The sequence below is a fragment of the Pseudonocardia sp. KRD291 genome (genome assembly GCF_019263595.1).
GTDB lineage: Bacteria > Actinomycetota > Actinomycetes > Mycobacteriales > Pseudonocardiaceae > Pseudonocardia.
The window spans coordinates 1-15,968 of sequence record NZ_JADQDD010000138.1 but is presented as its reverse complement, the minus strand read 5'-3'; the positions used below and the strand labels follow the sequence as shown (position 1 = coordinate 15,968).

The window sequence follows — 15,968 nt, the reverse complement described above, 5'->3', positions numbered from 1 at the left end:
GCTTGGCCCGGGACAGCCCCTGGTAGGCGCCGGAGCGCGCGCCGTCGCGCAGCGCGCGGATCCGGGCCCGCCGGGCCCGGCCGGCCGAGTTCCACGTGAGCAGCGACCGTCCCCACGGGTCCCGGGCCAGTGTCGCCGTCCCGGCCTCCCGGGCGGCCATCGCCCAGCGGTCGCCGACGTCGTCGAACCCGTCGCGGTAGGCGAACACGGCCGGGCGCACCCAGGCCAGGCCGGGGTGCAGGCGCGTCATCCGCGGCGCGTACTCGGCGATCACCTTGTCCAGGCACTCGAAGCGCGCCCCGCGGTTGGAGCTGATGCTGCCGGTGCGCATCAGGCGCATGTCGAGCAGGTAGCGCCTGGTGCCCCAGAGCAACGGTGTCGTCGACGACGACGCGATCCGCAGCCACATCTCGAAGTCGACGGCGCTGGCCAGCGTCGTGTCGAACACCCCGACCTCGTCGAAGCAGCTGCGGCGGATCAGCAGCGAACTGCCGTTGTGCGGGGGGTTGTTCTCCACCAGCAGCCGGTCGAGGTCGCAACGGCCGGTCGGCTGCCAGCGCAGCGCGACGACCTGCCCGCTCTCCAGCATGACCCGGGTGTGGCAGTAGACGATGCCGACGTCGCGGGGCGCGTCGTGCATGACCGCCAGCATGTGGCGCAGGAAGTCCGGGTGCCAGCGGTCGTCGCCGTCGAGGAACGCGACGAACTCCGCCGAGCTCTGCGCCAGTGCCAGGTTCCGCGCCGCGCCGGAGCCCCCGTTGGGTGCCGAGACGAGGCGGACGCGGGGGTCGATCGCGGCGCGGGACCGCACGACGTCGGCCGTGTCGTCGGTCGAGCCGTCGTCGACGACGAGGTACTCGAAGCGCGTCTGCGTCTGGGCCAGAACGGAATCAATGGCGTCACCGATCCACGGCCCCACATTGTAGGCCGGAGTGATCACCGTCACGAGAGCGGATTCATCCCCCACGGTGAGCACGTTAGCAAGCGACCAAAGGGGTGGACGCGCCACATCGGGGAAGAACAGCCGGAAGGGTCACCGATTGCGACAAACGGGCTGCGCGGCACCGCGAGTGGTCTGTCCGGGTGGCGGGCGCCACGGTGGGTGTGCGACAGGGTGATCTAACTGCGCCGAACGGGCCGCCGCGCCGATGATCGACTGGTGGGGAGGGAGCCTCGGGCGTTGCGGCGGCGCCGCTGCACTATCCTCCGACGAATGTCGTTTCCGGCTCGGGTGATGATCTCCCGGCGACTGCGGTTCCTGCCGCGCCGCATATTTGCGATGGCTCATCACGCATTGTTCCAGGGTGAGTTCACGACCTTTCGGCGTCCGCGGACCTACGCGCAGATGTTGGCGAGGAAGAATCTGGGTGAACAGCCCGCTCTGGTCCATCTGACCGCTGACAAGTACGCGGTGCGTGCGCACGTCGCGGAACGGGTCGGCGAGCAGCACCTGATCCCGTTGCTGGCCGTGGCGGACCGCGCCGAGGACCTCGATCTGGAGTCCTTCGACGAGCCCTACGTGGTCAAGGGCGCGCACGGGTGCGACATGACGATCCTGGTCCGCGAGCCGGCCTCGGCCGACCACGCCGCGATCCGGTCCACCGTCGCCCGCTGGCTCGACACCGACTTCTACCGGCACGGCTGGCGGGAGGCTCCCTACCGCGGGCTGCCGCGGCGCGTCGTCGTCGAACGGTTCATCGGGGACGGGACGAGCCCGCCCGCGGACTACAAGTTCTTCATGTTCCACGGCGAGCCCGCGATGGTCGTGGTCGACCAGGACCGGTTCACCGACCACACCTCGACGTTGCTGCACCCGGACTGGTGCGGGTACGCGGTCTCCGGGCGGTTCGCCCAGGCCGGCGCGCTCCCGCAGAAGCCGGCCGCCTACGACGAGATGATCGGTATCGCGCGCAAGCTCGGCGCGGACTTCACCTTCGCCCGGGTCGACCTCTACGACGTCGACGGGCACGTGTACTTCGGCGAGATCACGCACAACCCGGGCGGCGGCCTGGTCCGCCTGCAGCCGCGCGAGTTCGACCGCGCGCTCGGTGACCTGTGGCGTGAGGGCACCCCGATCCCGGAGCGCTTCGTCCGCCGCCCGGTGGTCTGAGCCCCGGGCCCGCCCGCTCGCCTCCCGGGGCCCGGCTCAGGCCGCGGCCGGTGCGCGGCGGTCCGTGCGCAGCCACCGCAGGACCCGGGGCCCGAGCACCAGGGCGAGCAGCAGCTCCACCGCGAGCCAGGACCAGCCGACCGCGTCCAGCCCGAGCGGCCCGGCCAGCGCGATCGTCCCGCCGAGCATCAGCACCGCGTGCACGAACTGCAGCACGGCCAGCGGGCCGGTCCGGTTCTGCAGCCGCGACATCGTCATGTAGAGCGTGACGACGACCCGGGGGAACATCGAGACCATCAGCAGGACCAGCAACCAGGTGGCGTTCTCCCGGTACGCGGTGCCGTAGAGCTGCAGCAGCAGCGGAGCGGCCAGCGCGAGCACCACCGAACCCGGCAGCACGGTCACCGCGATCCGTTTCAGGATCGCCGCGGCGAACCGGTGCGCCCGGGCCTCGTCCCGCGCGCCCTCCACCACGAGCGAGGACGTGATCGAGGTCTGCAGCAGGTTCATCGCGATGAACACCGTCTGTGCGGGCAGCAGGAACGCCGCCTGCTCGGGGCCGAGCAGCGTCACCACCAGCACCGGCAGGAACGACGAGGTCGCCTGGTTGAACACCTGGCCGGTGTAGTCGCCCGCCATGTAGCGGTTCAGCGTCCGCCGGTCCGGGACGTGCTGGTCCGGGGCCGTCTCGGCGGTGTGCCGCGGCAGGACCCGGCGGAAGATCAGGATGTTGAACGGGACCAGCAGGGCGATCACCGGCAGCGTCCAGGACGTGAACACCCCGTCGGACAGCGAGGTCTGCGCGACGACGACGAGCAGGACCAGCTTCACGACGCCGTAGACGCCGTTCTCCAGCACGATCCACATCGCCGAGCGCAGCCCGGTCAGTGCCGCGTCCTGCAGGTTGAACAGTGACCAGGCGGCGGTCGAGACGACGAACCAGGCACCGAACCCGGCCGAGACATACAGCGGGTCCCCGGGGTCGCGCAGGAAGTGGCAGTAGGCCATCACCAGGGACGCGCCGACGACGGCCACCAGGGCCGACACGGCGTAGGCCCGCCGGACCAGCGCCGCCGACGAGGTCCCCCCGCGCGGCAGGAACCGGATCAGCGCCTGCCCGAAGTTGAGCTGGGTCAGCACCGACACCAGCATCATCAGCGAGACCAGCGCGTTGCCGCGCCCGACCTCGTCGGCGTCGAACGTGCGCGCGGCGAAGATCCAGTAGAGCAGGCCGAACCCCGAGTTGACGACGGTGTTCAGCATCAGCGCGTAGGCGTTGCGGTAGAGCGGTACGGCCATCTCCGCGCGCAGGGCGCGGACCCGCCCGCCGAGGACGCCGGTCGGGCGGGCCGCCGAGGGCCCCCGCTCCCCGCCGGGCAGACCGGGGCCGGGCGTGCTCACGGGGTCGTCGGCAGGTTCGCCGGGACGTCGTGCAGGACCCGGCCGACGCCGACCCAGTCGAACCCGGCGCGGCCGAGCACGGCCGGGTCGAGCAGGTTGCGGGTGTCGACGACGGTCCGGCGGGCGACGACGGTGGCCAGGGCCGACCAGTCCAGGGTGCGGAACTCGGGCCAGTCGGTGAGCACGACGACCGCCTCCGCGCCCTCGGCGGCCTTCTCCGGGGAGTCGACGGTCTCGAGCAGGCTGGACTCGATCGGGGTCGTCGCGGCCGGGACGCCCGGGTCGTAGCCGACCAGCTCGGCACCGGCCTGGCGCAGCAGCGCGGCGACGCCGAGGGCGGGGGAGTCGCGCAGGTCGTCGGTGCCGGCCTTGAACGTCAGGCCGAACAGCGCGATCCTGCGCCGGGTCACCGAGCCGCGCTTGCTGCCGGTGATCGCCACCCGGATCTTGTCGACCATCCGCTGGAACTGGCGGGTGTTGGTGTCGATCGTGGCGCGCAGCAGGCGGAACTCGAAGTCCGCCGAGTCGGCGACCTGCAGCAGCGCGTGCACGTCCTTGGGCAGGCAGCTCCCGCCCCAGCCGGGGCCCGGGTTGAGGAAGGCCTGCCCGATCCGCCGGTCGTAGCCCATCCCCTCGGTGACGTCGGTGACGTCGGCGTCGAGGCGCTCGCACAGCTCGGCCAGTGCGTTGACGTAGGACAGCTTCATGGCCAGGAAGCAGTTCGCCGCGTACTTGATCATCTCGGCGCTGGCCGCGTCGGTGAGCACGGTCGGGGCGCCGAGGCGGGCGTAGAGCGTCGCGACCCGCTCCGCGGCGTCCTGCGACGTGTTCGACCCGACGACGATCCGGTCCGGGTTGAGGAAGTCGTGCACCGCGGAGCCCTCGCGCAGGAACTCCGGGTTGGACACGACCGCGACGTCGGCGCGCTCGAGCAACTCGGACGTGCGGTCTGCGGTCCCCACCGGCACCGTCGACTTGTTCACGACCACGCAGCCCGCGGGCAGCACGGCGCGGGTCTCCTCGACGACCGACTCGACCGCGGCCAGGTCGGCGACCCCTCCCACGCCCATCGGTGTGGGCACGCAGAGGAACATCACCTCGACGGGCTGCGAGCGGGCGCCGAACTCGGCGACCGCGGCGGCCGCACCGACCACGAACGTCAGCCGCCCGGCGGCGATCCCCTCGCGGACCAGCTCGGCCAGGCCCGGTTCGCGGATGTCGACCTCGCCCGCGGACAGGCGCGCGACCTTGGCCTCGTCGATGTCGGCGCAGACCACCCGGTGTCCGAGGGAGGCGAGGCACGCACCGGTCGTCAGTCCGACGTACCCGGTACCGATGACGGCGACGCTGCGGGCGAACACGGACGCGACGCTAGCCGACCCCCGGTCGGGCACCTGCCCGCGGGCCATCGCCCGGGTGGGGGAGCGACCTTGTTAGGTTCCGCGCGTCGGATGTGTGCGGAGAAGGGACCGGCCGGGTGAAGATCGTGTGTGTGGGCGGCGGCCCGTCCGGGCTGTACCTCGCCATCCTGGCCCGGCTGCGCTCCGGCGGACGCGACGACGTGACGGTCGTGGAACGCAACGGCTTCGGCGCGACGCAGGGCTTCGCCGTGACGCTCGGCGAGGACATCCTCGACGGCCTGTTCCGCACCGACCCGGTCGGCGCGCGCGCCGTCCGCGCGGCCGCGCACGTGTGGGGCGAGCAGGTCATCGAGATCGGGTCGCGGGACGGGAGCGGCCGGCCGGTGCACCTGGGCGGGCGCTACGGCTACTCGATCGGCCGGGCCCGGCTGCTGGAGGTGCTCACCGAGCGCGCGCGGCAGGTCGGGGTGGACGTCCGGTTCGACACGCCGGTCGCGGGCGACCCGGCGCAGGACCCGCTGACCGCCGACGCCGACCTGGTGGTCGCCGCGGACGGGATCAACTCCCCGATCCGGGCCCGCCACGCCGACCACTTCGGCACCGAGATCAGCCACGGCCGCAACCGCTACGTCTGGTTCGGCACCTCGCGGGCGTTCGCGGCGTTCACGTTCGCGTTCGAGCCGACCGAGGCCGGCTGGATCTGGTTCCACGCCTACCCGGCCGCGGACTGTGTGAGCACCTGCATCGTGGAGTGCTCGCCGGAGACCTGGACCGGGCTGGGCCTGGACACGATGGACCCGGACGAGGCGATGCGGATGCTCGAGCGCCGCTTCGCCCGGGCCCTGGACGGCCACAGTCTGATCGCCCCGCCCGGCATGGGCTCCTCGCCCTGGCTGCGGTTCCGGGAGGTCCGCAACTCCACCTGGCGCCGGGACAACGTCGTGCTGATGGGCGACGCCGCGCACACCACGCACTTCGCCATCGGGTCGGGCACCGTGCTCGCCGTCGCCGACTCGATCGGGCTGGCCGACGCGCTCTACGGGGACGGGGCGCACGTCCCGGCCGCGGCCGACCTCTCGGGAGCACTGGCCGCCTACGACGCGCGCCGCCGCGCGGTGATGAAGCCGATCCAGGACATGGCGCGCCGCAGCATGGAGTGGTTCGAGAACATCGACGAACGCCTGGACCAGGACCCGGTGCGCTTCGCGTGGTCGCTGCTCGACCGCCGCGGCGACCAGGGCCCGCTGCACTACCAGCTGCACCGTGCCACCCAGATCGAGCCGGTCCGCCGGGTGCGCGCCCGCCTGACCTCGGCCCGGCGCCACCGTCGCGCCCTGAGCCGCGGGGAGATCACCCGCGCCCAGCTCCTGACCGGCTCGACCTGAGCCACACGCCACGGACCCGGGCTCACGTCCCGTCCGACGAGCTCCCCTTCGCCAGGAACGAGTGCCGGCGGCCGTAGGCCAGGTAGACGACCAGGCCGATCACCAGCCAGGCGATGAACCGCAGCCAGGTGAGCAGGTCCAGGTTGAGCATCAGGTAGAGGCAGGCCACGGCCGTGATCGCCGGGATCACCGGGGACAGCGGCACCCGGAACGGGCGCTTCAGGTCCGGGCGGGTCCGGCGCAGCACCGGCACCGCGATCGCGACGACGATCATCGCGGCCAGCGCGCCGATCGAGACCATGTCGGCCAGCTCGGTGATCGGGGTGAACGCCGCGATCACCGCGCACACGACGCCACCGATGATCGTCATCCGGTGCGGGGTGCCGAACCTCGGGTGCACCGTGCCGATCGGCTTCGGCAGCAGGCCGTCGCGTCCCATGGCGTAGCCGATCCGGCCGATCGTGACCAGCTCGACCATCATCACCGAGGTCAGGCCCGTGACGGCGCCGATCGCGATCAGGATCGCCACCCAGCGCGCCCCGACGTCGGTGAACGCGGCGGCCAGCGGCGCGGCGACGTCGATCTCGGTGTAGGGGATCATCGCGGTGAGCACGAACGAGACGCCGACGTAGAGCACCGCGCAGATCGCCAGCGCACCGAGCAGACCGATCTTCATGTCCCGCGGCGGGCGCTTCGTCTCCTCGCCGAGGTTGGCCAGCGCCTCGAACCCGGTGTAGGCGAAGAACACGATGGCGGCGGCGGTGAGCATGCCGCCGACGCCGTAGACGGTCGGTTCCAGCCCGAACACCCCGGACACCACCGGCTGGGTGAGCACCGAGCCGCCGCCCTCGGCCGGCTGCGCCGGCGGGATGAACGGAGTCAGGTTGGCCGTGTCGACGTAGAAGAACCCGACGACCAGGATCAGGACGCACACGGCGAGCTTGACCGCGACCAGGATGTTCGTCAGGCGTGAGGACTGCTGGATGCCGGCGACGGCGACCACGGTCAGCAACGCGATGATCACCACCGCGCCGACGTTGACGGTGGCGTCCTCGCCGAACAGGCTCGGCGGCAGCCCGAACAGGTTCGACAGGTAGCCCGACCAGCTGCGGGCGACGGTCGCGAGGCCGAGCCCGAACTCCAGCAGCAGGTCCCAACCGATGATCCAGGCGAAGATCTCGCCGAGGGTGGCGAACGCGTAGGTGTAGGCCGAGCCGGCCGTCGGGACGGACGAGGCGAGCTCGGCGTAGCAGAGCGCGGCCAGCCCGGCGACGACGGCGCCGATCAGGAACGAGAGCGTGACCGCGGGCCCGGCGTGCTCCTTGGCCTCCACCCCGGCCAGGGTGAAGATCCCGGTGCCGATGATGATGCCGACCCCGAACCCGATGAGGTCGCGGGCCCGCAGCGTCCGTTTGAGGTTGTTCCTCTCGCCCCGTTCCAGCACGTGCTCGACCGAGATCGTCCGCGTCACCGCCATCGGCGCACGCTATGCCGCGGGCGCGGGACGTGCACCTCCTGCCGCACCGGTCGGTGGTCGATCGTGATCCCCGGCGCCGCTGCGGCGGGCGTGACCTCTGCGTGAACAGATCGGTCGTCCCGGACGCGACCGGGTCCGGTTCCGTACGGTTGAGGGTGGTCGTCCTGCTCTTCCGTCACCCCCGGTGCCGGCCACCGGTCCGTCCGAGGGGCCACCGTCGTGGCGCGTCGCCCGTTCGTCGCACGCTGTGCGGTGCTGCTCGGCGCCCTGCTGGCGCTCGCCGCGTGTGCGGCGCCGATCGAGAAGGTGGGCAGTGCGGGCACCGACACACCGCCCGCCGCGCCCGCCGAGGCTCCGCCCGTGCCCGCCCCGGACGTGTTCCGCGACGGCGTGCCGGTGGGTCGGGACGGCGAGGACGGGCTCTGGCTGTCCTGGACGCTGACCGACACCGTCGACGGCCGCCGGACCGGGTCGCGCAACGCCGCCACCGAGCGCACGAACGCCGAGTCCGCGATCAAGGCCTGGATCGCGGCGGACCACCTGCGCGTGGCCCGGGACTCCGGACGCGCCGTCACCGCCGCCGAGCGCGGTCTCATCCGCCGTGCCGTGCGCAGCAGCGACGACCAGGCCGCGGAGCGGCTCTACCGCGGGCTCGGCGGGGACAGGATGCTGGCCCACCTGGAGCCGGTGTGCGGGGTCGACGTCTCGACCTCGCGGCGCGGCTACTGGTCCTACGCCCAGCTCACCGCCGTCGACGCGACCCGCATCCTGACCTGCGTGCTGGACCGCGCGCCGTCCTACCCGGGCGGCGCGGAGCTGGTGGCGGACCTGCGCAACGTCGACGAGGGCGGCTCGTTCGGCATCCGGGAGCTGCTCGGCGGGGACACCCCGGTCGCCGAGAAGAACGGCTGGACGCTGCACTCGGAGACCGGCTGGAACGTCAACTGCGTCGTGTCCTGGGACCGCTACGCGCTCGCGGTGATGACCCGGTTCCCGGCGCAGCGCCCGGAGTCCTACGGCTGGGGCGTGTGCCGTGACGTCACCGAGGACGTCCTGACGTCGCTGCGGGGCTGAGCCCGTCCCGGGCCGGGGGTCATCGGTCGTCCGCGGCCAGCGCGGCGATCGCCGTCGCGAAGGCCGTGAGGTCGTCCAGCCCGCCGGCCCGCACGGCCCGGGCCAGCCGGTCGTCGTCCACCTCGACGTAGAGGTGCACGATCACGTTGCGGGCGCCCGCCAGGGCGACCATCCGGTCGGCCAGCGCGGCGTCCAGGACGCCGACCTCGGCGAGCACCCGGAAAGCGTCACCGTAGTCGCGCGGGACCCGGTGCCCGTCCGCCGCGATCACGTGGTTGGCGAGGTCGATGCAGATCTGGGCGGCGGTCTGCACCAGGTGTCGGCGACGGAACGGGTCGGGATGGTCCGCGGCCAGCAGGGCCCGGTAGCGCTCCAGCTGCACGAGCATCCGGCGGATCCGGTCGACGTCGACCATCAGGACCTGCCGTCGTGGAGCCGCAGGCCTTCGCCCGCCACCCGGGACAGGAAGGTCCGGGTGGTCTCCTGCACCACCGGGCGGAACTCGATCCAGCGCATCCGGGCGTCCACCTCGAAGCGGACGCGACGGGCCTCGTCGGCGGAGTGCAGCAGCCGCCCCCGCTCGGCGACCCGCCCGCGCAGCTCCAGCGGTGCCGCGTCCAGATCGACCACGTCGACGGCGGTGCCCAGCACGGGGGAGAGGTCCGAGGCGAGCCGCACCGTGGCGTCCAGCGCGGGCTCGCCGAGGAACAGGACCGCGACGTCGTGGTCGCTGGATTCCCGGGCTCCCCCCTCCGCGCGGGACCCGAACAGGTAGGCGACGGCCACCCGGTGGGTGGTCAGCGTCGCGACGAGCGGGCTCATGCGGTCATCGTCTCAGGTCACGCTCCCTGCCGGCGGGCGCTCCCGGGTCGGTTTCGACCCCCGCCGCGGCGGGAACGCCTGCACCGCTGTTCCCGACGAGAGGTGTACTGCGATGACCGGCTTCTTCGGGCCGGGTGGCCCCGGCGACGTCCCGCGAATGGGTCCCGGCGACCCGCGCGGACCCATGCACCGGATCGACCTGAGCCGACTGATGAGCGCAGGTGCCCGGGAGATCATGTCCGGGGCCGCGCAGGAGGCCATGGGCCGGGGTGACACCGACCTCGACGCCGCGCACATCCTGCTGGTCTGCGCGCGCGCCGAGACGACCCGCCAGTGGATCACCCGCGCCGGGTCGGACCCGGACGTCATCGTGCGCACGCTGGAGGAGCGGCTGCCGCGCCAGGAGGCCGAGGAGGGGCGCCACCCGTCGTTGACGCCGTCGGCGAAGCGCGCGCTGCTCGACGCGCACCAGATCTCGCGGTCGATGGGCTCGAGCTACATCGGCCCGGAGCACCTGCTGCTCGCGCTGGCCGCGAACGAGGAGTCCGCGGCCGGTCGGCTGCTGGCCCGCTCCCGGTTCACACCCGGCTCGATGACCTCCCACCCGCAGGGCGGCGCGCGGCCGTCCGGGCCCGGGCAGCCGGAGCCCGAGAGCGCGACCCCGACCCTGGACCAGTACGGGCAGGACCTCGTGGCCGCCGCACGCAACGGGAAGCTCGACCCGGTGATCGGGCGCGGCGACGAGATCGAGCAGACGATCGAGGTGCTCTCGCGGCGCACCAAGAACAACCCGGTGCTGATCGGCGAGGCCGGCGTCGGCAAGACGGCCGTCGTCGAGGGGATCGCCCAGCGGATCGCCGACGGCGAGGTGCCCGACACCCTGCGCGGGCGCCGCGTGGTGGCGCTGGACCTCGCCGGTGTCGTCGCCGGTACCCGCTACCGCGGCGACTTCGAGGAGCGGATGCGGTCGATCATCGAGGAGATCCGCGAGCACGCCTCGGAGCTGATCGTGTTCATCGACGAGCTGCACACCATGGTCGGGGCCGGGACCGGAGGCGGTGAGGGCGGCGGCACGATGGACGCCGGCCAGATGCTCAAGCCGGCACTGGCCCGCGGCGAGCTGCACGTGATCGGCGCCACCACGCTCGACGAGTACCGCCGCCACATCGAGTCCGACGCCGCGCTCGCGCGCCGGTTCCAGTCGGTGCTGGTGCCGGAGCCGACCATCGAGGACACGGTGGCGATCCTGCGCGGGCTCGCCGACCGGTACGAGGCGCACCACCAGGTCAGCTACACCCCGGAGGCCCTGCGCGCCGCCGTCGAGCTGTCCGACCGCTACGTCACCGACCGGTTCCTGCCGGACAAGGCGATCGACCTGCTCGACCAGGCCGGTGCCCGGGTCCGGCTGCGCACCCGGACGCCGTCGGTGGACCGCCGCGACGTCGAGCAGCGCATCGAGCAGCTCGAGCGGGACAAGGACCAGGCCGTCGCGCACGAGGACTACGAGAAGGCGAGCCGGCTGCGCGACGAGATCGCCACCGCGCGCACCGAGCTGACCGACACCGGCGGGCCCGGGGGCAAGGCGCCGCAGGTCGGGGTCTCCGAGATCGCCGACGTCGTGTCGCGGTCGACCGGCATCCCGGTCTCGCAGCTCACCGAGGCCGAGCGCGACCGGCTGCTGCGCCTGGAGGAGGAGCTGCACCAGCGCGTCGTCGGGCAGGAGGCGGCGGTGACCGCCGTCGCCGAGGCGATCCGGCGCTCGCGCTCCGGGCTCGGCGACGAGGACCGCCCGGTCGGCAGCTTCCTGTTCCTCGGGCCCACCGGCGTCGGCAAGACCGAGCTGGCCCGCGCGCTGGCCGTGTCGCTGTTCGGCGAGGAGGACCGGATGGTCCGCCTGGACATGAGCGAGTACAGCGAGAAGCACACGGTGGCCCGGATGGTCGGCGCCCCTCCCGGCTACGTCGGCTACGGCGAGTCCGGGGAGCTGACCGAGGCCGTGCGCCGGCGTCCGTACTCGGTGCTGCTGCTCGACGAGATCGAGAAGGCGCACCCGGACGTGTTCAACACCCTGCTGCAGGTGCTCGACGACGGCCGGCTCACCGACGGGCAGGGCCGCACCGTCGACTTCCGGCACGCGGTGATCATCATGACCTCGAACGTCGGGTCGGAGCTGATCACCGGGCGTGGCATGACGCTCGGGTTCGGCTCGGCCGCGGAGCAGAACGCGAACGCCGAGGAGCGCGAGGAGGCGGTGCTGCGCGAGCGTCTGATGCCGCGCCTGCGGGAGGTGTTCCGCCCGGAGTTCCTGAACCGGATCGACGAGACGATCGTGTTCCGGCGCCTGGACACCGAGCAGCTCGCGCACATCACCGAGCTGCTGCTGGCCGACACCCGGGCCCGTCTCGCGCACCGCGGGATCGGCCTGGAGGTGAGCTCGGAGGCGGTGCGCCTGCTGGCCGAGCACGGCTACCAGCCGGACTTCGGGGCCCGCCCGCTGCGCCGCACGATCCGCCGCGAGCTGGACAACCCGCTCTCGCAGATGCTCCTCAACGGCGACATCGACGCCGGACACACCGTGCGCGTCGGTGCCGCGGACGGCGAGCTGGTGATCGACACCACCGAGCCGGCCACGGTCTGAGCCGGGCGGCCCGCGCCGGGCGGCCCCTCCTCGAGGCGGCCCGGCGCGCCCGACCCCGACGGTGCGCCCTCACACGTCGCCGAGTTAGACATGCAAAAGTACGCATGAGTACGATGTGGGGGAACCTCGGGAGGTCGCATGGGGCAGGGACACGGGCACGGACACGGGCACGGGCACGGCGCGGGTTCGGACCGCCGCCGGCTCTCGATCGCGCTCGCGGTCACGCTGGTCACGGCCGTGCTCGGGGCGGTGGGGGCGCTGCTGACCGGGTCGCTGGCGTTGCTGGCCGACCTCGGGCACCTGCTCACCGACGCCGGCGCCCTGGCCGCCGCGGTGCTCGCCTCCTATCTGGCCGCGCGTCCGAGCAGCTGGCGGCGCACCTACGGGCTGGGCCGGGCCGAGGTCCTGGTCGCCGGCCTGAACGCGCTGGCGCTGGTCGCGGTCGTGGTCTGGGTCGCCGTCGAGGGCGTGTCCCGGTTGTTCGAACCGGCCGACGTCCCCGGGCTGCCGCTGCTGGTGATCGGCGCGTTCGGTCTGCTCGGCAACGTCGTGTCGCTGCTCGTGCTGGCCGGCGGGGACCGGGCGAACATGAACATGCGCGGCGCCATGCTGCACGTGCTCGGCGACGCACTGGGCTCGGTCGGGGTGATCGCCGCGGCGGTCGTACTGCTCACGACCGGCTGGCCGTACGCGGACACGATCGCCTCGCTGCTGATCGTCGCGCTGATCCTGCCGCGGGCGGTGGGCCTGCTGCGCGAGGTCGCGCACGTCCTGCTCGAGGGCGCCCCGCGCGACATCGACCCGCAGGCCGTGCAGGCGGCACTGCTGGAGATCCCGGACGTCCACGCGGTGCACGACCTGCACGTCTGGGCGATCAACGACCGTACCCCGGCGATGTCGGCGCACCTGGTCGTCGACGAGGACTCGCAGACCCACTGCGGCGACGCCTCGGTGCTCGACCGCGCCGGTGACCTCCTGCGGGAGCGGTTCGGGCTGGCGCACAGCACGCTGCAGGTCGAGCACGGCGCGCACGTGGGGCACGAGGACCACTGCGGCTGAGCGGAGCGTGCGGAGCGAACATCGGCGCTGAGCGGAGCGTGCGGAGCGAACATCGGCGCTGAGCGGAGCGTGCGGAGCGAACATCGGCGCTGAGAGCCGGTGATCGCGAAGTGTGTGCGGATCGGTGCCACCCGTGGCACCGATCCGCACACACAGATCGATCACGGCCGGTGGCGGCAACCCGGAATGCGGTGCGGGCCGGTCGGGCGCGACCGGAAACGGGGGTGCGCCCGCCCGCCGCCACGGCCACGATGATCGTCATGCCCGCGGTACCCACGCTGCGCCCCGCCCGTCCGGCCGATCTCCCGGCGATCGAGGAGCTGATGGCCGCGTCGGTGCGGGCGCACTTCCCGTCGCACTACGACGTGCGCCAGACGGCGAGCGCCGCCCGCCACATCGCCCGCCCGGACGCCGTCCTGGTCGACGACGGCACCTACTACGTGCACGAGGCAGGCGGCCGGATCGTGGCGTGCGGGGGATGGAGCATGCGGGCCAAGCTGTTCGCCGGTCCGAGCGACGACCCGGACGACGACCCGTTGCGCCGGATCGACCCGGCGACCGAGCCGGCGCGGATCCGCGCGATGTTCGTGGACGACGGGTGGACCCGCCGCGGTCTCGGCCGGGAGATCGTGGAGACGAGCGCCCGGGCGGCGTCCGGAGCCGGGTTCGCCGCGCTGGTGCTGGTCGCGACGCTGCCCGGGGTCGCGCTCTACGAGTCGTGCGGGTTCCTCGCCCGCAGGTCGGTCCGGATCGTGCACCCCGACGGGGTGGAGCTCGACGGCCTGCTGATGGACCGCGACGCCGCCCGGGCGGGATGAGCCAGCGCCAGCGCCCCGGGGGGCCCGGCCCGCCGGGCGGAGCCGGACCGGGCACTCACCCGGCCAGGTGTCCCCACCGGTGCGACAGCGTCTCCCACGGCCCTTGCGCGGCGATCCGCCCGTCCTCGAGCACCACCACCCGGTCCGCCCGTGCCAGCGCCGCCCGCGTGGTGCTGGCGCCGACGACGGTGGTGCCCCGCCTGCGCAGCGCCGCCCACAGCTCGATCTCGGTACGCACGTCCAGTGCCGACGACACGTCGTCGGCGACGATCAGCTCGGCGCCGGTGGCGAGCGCGCGGGCCATCGCGAGGCGCTGCACCTGACCGCCGGAGAGCCGGATCCCGCGGTGCCCGACGACGGCGCCGGTGCCGCCCGCCGCGTCGACGTCGCGGCCGAGGCGGGCCGCCTCGACCGACTCGGCCACCGGCCGGCGGTGCCCGAGGGTGATGTTGTCGTCGAACGTGCCGGACAGCACCCGGGGCAGCTGGGCCACGTAGGCGACCTGGCCGGGGCGCAGGAACCGCTGCGGGTCGGAGACCGCGTACCCGTTCCAGCGGATCACGCCCTCGTGCCCGACCAGGCCGGCGAGACCGGCGAGCAGGCTGGACTTGCCGGACCCGACCTGCCCGGTGAGGAGCACCAGGGACCCGGCGTCCACGTCGAGGTCGACACCCTCGACGCCGACGGTGCCGTCGTCGTGCACGGCGGTGACCTTCTCCAGCGACAGCCGGCGCAGCGGCTCGCCGACGGCCGGTTCCGGGGCCGGCGCGGTCCCGGTGACCAGGTCGACGCCGGCCGGGAGCCGGGTGAGGTCGGCAGGCCCGGCGAACGGGGCGACCGCGGCCAGCCAGCGGCGGGCGATCGGGGCCTCGGTGACCACGGCCGCGCACACCTGGCCGAGGAACCCCGCCCCGCTCAGCGCCGTCGTCACCAGCAGCGCCGTCGCCAGGTTCCAGGTCCCGGCCAGGTGCAGTGACCAGGTCAGCACCACGGCGCCCTGCACGAGCACGCCGGGTACGCCGTCGAGCAGTGTCCGCACCCGCTGCTCGCGGATCGTCGCCCGCACCCGCACGCGGTCGACCGAGTCCAGGTGCCCGCGGACGGCGCCGGTGGCCGCGGCCAGCTTCACCGTGCGCACGCCCTCCAGCGCCGACCCGAGCGCGGTGCCGAACCGGGCGCGGGCGTCGGCGGCGATCCGGCCGGCGCGCCCGGCGAACGGTGCCCCGATCCCGGCGACCCCGGCGCAGAGCAGCAGGAACCCGCCGATCACGGCGGCGGCTACCGGCTCTCCCGAGACCAGACCGGTGACCAGGACCAGTACCGCGGCGTTGCCGACGTCCACCCAGCGGTCGACGTAGAGCACCATCCGGTCGGAGTCCAGGGCGCGGGCCACCACCTCGCCGGACGGGACCCGGGCCGGCCGGTGCTGCATGGTCTGCCCGCGCAGCACGGCCAGGCGCATCCGCAGCGTCGCCGCCGCCCACCAGAGCGGGTACGTGCGGAACGCGACCGCGATCCACACCGGGAACAGCAGCAGCACCCCGGTCAGGGTCAGCGCGGTCGTCCACGGCAGGGCCCCGCCCTGCAGGCCCTGTACGACCAGGCCCCAGAGCCATCCGGTGACGGCGCCGGTCGCGCTGCCCAGGGTCGCCAGGACGAACGCCAGGCCACCGGTCAACCCCCAGCGCGGGTGCGCGAGGGCCAGCCGCAGCACGGTCCGCCACAGCGGGGGAGGGGCGACCGGGTGCGCCACCGGCCGCGGACGGCGGGCGGCCCGGCGCAGCGTGCCCGGCCCGTCACCGGATGGCTCTGGGGCCTGGTCG

The 15,968-nt window shown here is 73.4% G+C and carries 13 protein-coding genes; 6 read left to right on the top strand and 7 right to left on the bottom strand.

Translation table 11 applies throughout. From position 1 onward, the window contains the following. The coding region (locus I4I78_RS18995; protein ID WP_218612705.1) for a glycosyltransferase at positions 1-967 on the bottom strand (967 nt) is incomplete at its 3' end. 246 nt (positions 968-1,213) lie between these two features. Between I4I78_RS18995 and I4I78_RS18990 the strand changes: the two genes are divergently transcribed. Then, entirely contained in the window at positions 1,214-2,110 is an 897-nt protein-coding gene (locus I4I78_RS18990; RefSeq protein ID WP_218612704.1) for an ATP-grasp fold amidoligase family protein, read from the top strand. 36 nt (positions 2,111-2,146) lie between these two features. Here the strand turns inward: I4I78_RS18990 and I4I78_RS18985 are convergent, their stop codons facing one another. Both I4I78_RS18985 and I4I78_RS18980 read right to left on the bottom strand, forming a co-directional pair. Next, positions 2,147-3,511: a lipopolysaccharide biosynthesis protein gene (locus tag I4I78_RS18985; protein ID WP_218612703.1), complete on the bottom strand. Its 1,365-nt coding sequence runs from the start codon at positions 3,509-3,511 to the stop codon at positions 2,147-2,149. Continuing rightward, positions 3,508-4,872 (bottom strand): UDP-glucose/GDP-mannose dehydrogenase family protein, encoded by a 1,365-nt coding sequence (locus tag I4I78_RS18980; protein WP_218612702.1) that lies wholly within the window; start codon positions 4,870-4,872, stop codon positions 3,508-3,510. The genes I4I78_RS18985 and I4I78_RS18980 overlap by 4 nt, the downstream gene beginning before the upstream one ends. Positions 4,873-4,988: 116 nt before the next feature. Between I4I78_RS18980 and I4I78_RS18975 the strand changes: the two genes are divergently transcribed. Then, positions 4,989-6,257: an FAD-dependent monooxygenase gene (locus I4I78_RS18975; protein WP_218612701.1), complete on the top strand. Its 1,269-nt coding sequence runs from the start codon at positions 4,989-4,991 to the stop codon at positions 6,255-6,257. 22 nt (positions 6,258-6,279) lie between these two features. Here I4I78_RS18975 and I4I78_RS18970 read toward each other — a convergent pair whose 3' ends face one another. After that, positions 6,280-7,734, bottom strand: coding sequence for an APC family permease (locus I4I78_RS18970; RefSeq protein ID WP_218612700.1), 1,455 nt, complete (start codon positions 7,732-7,734; stop codon positions 6,280-6,282). 219 nt (positions 7,735-7,953) lie between these two features. Between I4I78_RS18970 and I4I78_RS18965 the strand changes: the two genes are divergently transcribed. Continuing rightward, positions 7,954-8,808, top strand: coding sequence for a hypothetical protein (locus I4I78_RS18965; RefSeq protein ID WP_218612699.1), 855 nt, complete (start codon positions 7,954-7,956; stop codon positions 8,806-8,808). A gap of 19 nt (positions 8,809-8,827) precedes the next feature. Here I4I78_RS18965 and I4I78_RS18960 read toward each other — a convergent pair whose 3' ends face one another. Together I4I78_RS18960 and I4I78_RS18955 are read right to left on the bottom strand one after the other, a co-directional pair. Then, the gene (locus I4I78_RS18960; RefSeq protein ID WP_218612698.1) at positions 8,828-9,223 is read right to left on the bottom strand and encodes a DUF86 domain-containing protein; all 396 of its coding nucleotides are present in this window, start codon (positions 9,221-9,223) and stop codon (positions 8,828-8,830) included. After that, the gene (locus I4I78_RS18955; protein ID WP_218612697.1) at positions 9,223-9,630 is read right to left on the bottom strand and encodes a nucleotidyltransferase domain-containing protein; all 408 of its coding nucleotides are present in this window, start codon (positions 9,628-9,630) and stop codon (positions 9,223-9,225) included. The genes I4I78_RS18960 and I4I78_RS18955 overlap by 1 nt, the downstream gene beginning before the upstream one ends. A 112-nt stretch (positions 9,631-9,742) precedes the next feature. Here I4I78_RS18955 and I4I78_RS18950 point away from each other — a divergent pair, with 112 nt between their 5' ends. The 3 genes from I4I78_RS18950 to I4I78_RS18940 all read left to right on the top strand — a co-directional run bounded on the left by I4I78_RS18950 (position 9,743) and on the right by I4I78_RS18940 (position 14,145). Then, positions 9,743-12,268 (top strand): ATP-dependent Clp protease ATP-binding subunit, encoded by a 2,526-nt coding sequence (locus tag I4I78_RS18950; protein WP_218612696.1) that lies wholly within the window; start codon positions 9,743-9,745, stop codon positions 12,266-12,268. Between the two features lie 138 nt (positions 12,269-12,406). Beyond that, positions 12,407-13,327, top strand: a complete 921-nt coding sequence (locus tag I4I78_RS18945) for a cation diffusion facilitator family transporter (RefSeq protein ID WP_218612695.1) — start codon at positions 12,407-12,409, stop codon at positions 13,325-13,327. A gap of 260 nt (positions 13,328-13,587) precedes the next feature. Beyond that, complete coding sequence (locus I4I78_RS18940; RefSeq protein ID WP_218612694.1) at positions 13,588-14,145, top strand: GNAT family N-acetyltransferase; 558 nt, start codon at positions 13,588-13,590, stop codon at positions 14,143-14,145. Positions 14,146-14,200: 55 nt separating this feature from the next. Here I4I78_RS18940 and I4I78_RS18935 read toward each other — a convergent pair. Then, positions 14,201-15,968, bottom strand: a 1,768-nt coding sequence (locus tag I4I78_RS18935) for an ABC transporter ATP-binding protein (RefSeq protein WP_218612693.1), incomplete at its 5' end; no start/stop codon positions are given.

What these genes read in the sequence shown, in the direction of transcription:
- I4I78_RS18990 (WP_218612704.1), top strand. Translation starts at nt 1,214, where the DNA reads ATGTCGTTTCCGGCTCGGGTGATGATCTCCCGGCGACTGCGGTTCCTG.
- I4I78_RS18970 (WP_218612700.1), bottom strand. Translation starts at nt 7,734, where the DNA reads ATGGCGGTGACGCGGACGATCTCGGTCGAGCACGTGCTGGAACGGGGC.
- I4I78_RS18960 (WP_218612698.1), bottom strand. Translation starts at nt 9,223, where the DNA reads ATGGTCGACGTCGACCGGATCCGCCGGATGCTCGTGCAGCTGGAGCGC.
- I4I78_RS18955 (WP_218612697.1), bottom strand. Translation starts at nt 9,630, where the DNA reads ATGAGCCCGCTCGTCGCGACGCTGACCACCCACCGGGTGGCCGTCGCC.
- I4I78_RS18950 (WP_218612696.1), top strand. Translation starts at nt 9,743, where the DNA reads ATGACCGGCTTCTTCGGGCCGGGTGGCCCCGGCGACGTCCCGCGAATG.
- I4I78_RS18945 (WP_218612695.1), top strand. Translation starts at nt 12,407, where the DNA reads ATGGGGCAGGGACACGGGCACGGACACGGGCACGGGCACGGCGCGGGT.
- I4I78_RS18940 (WP_218612694.1), top strand. Translation starts at nt 13,588, where the DNA reads ATGCCCGCGGTACCCACGCTGCGCCCCGCCCGTCCGGCCGATCTCCCG.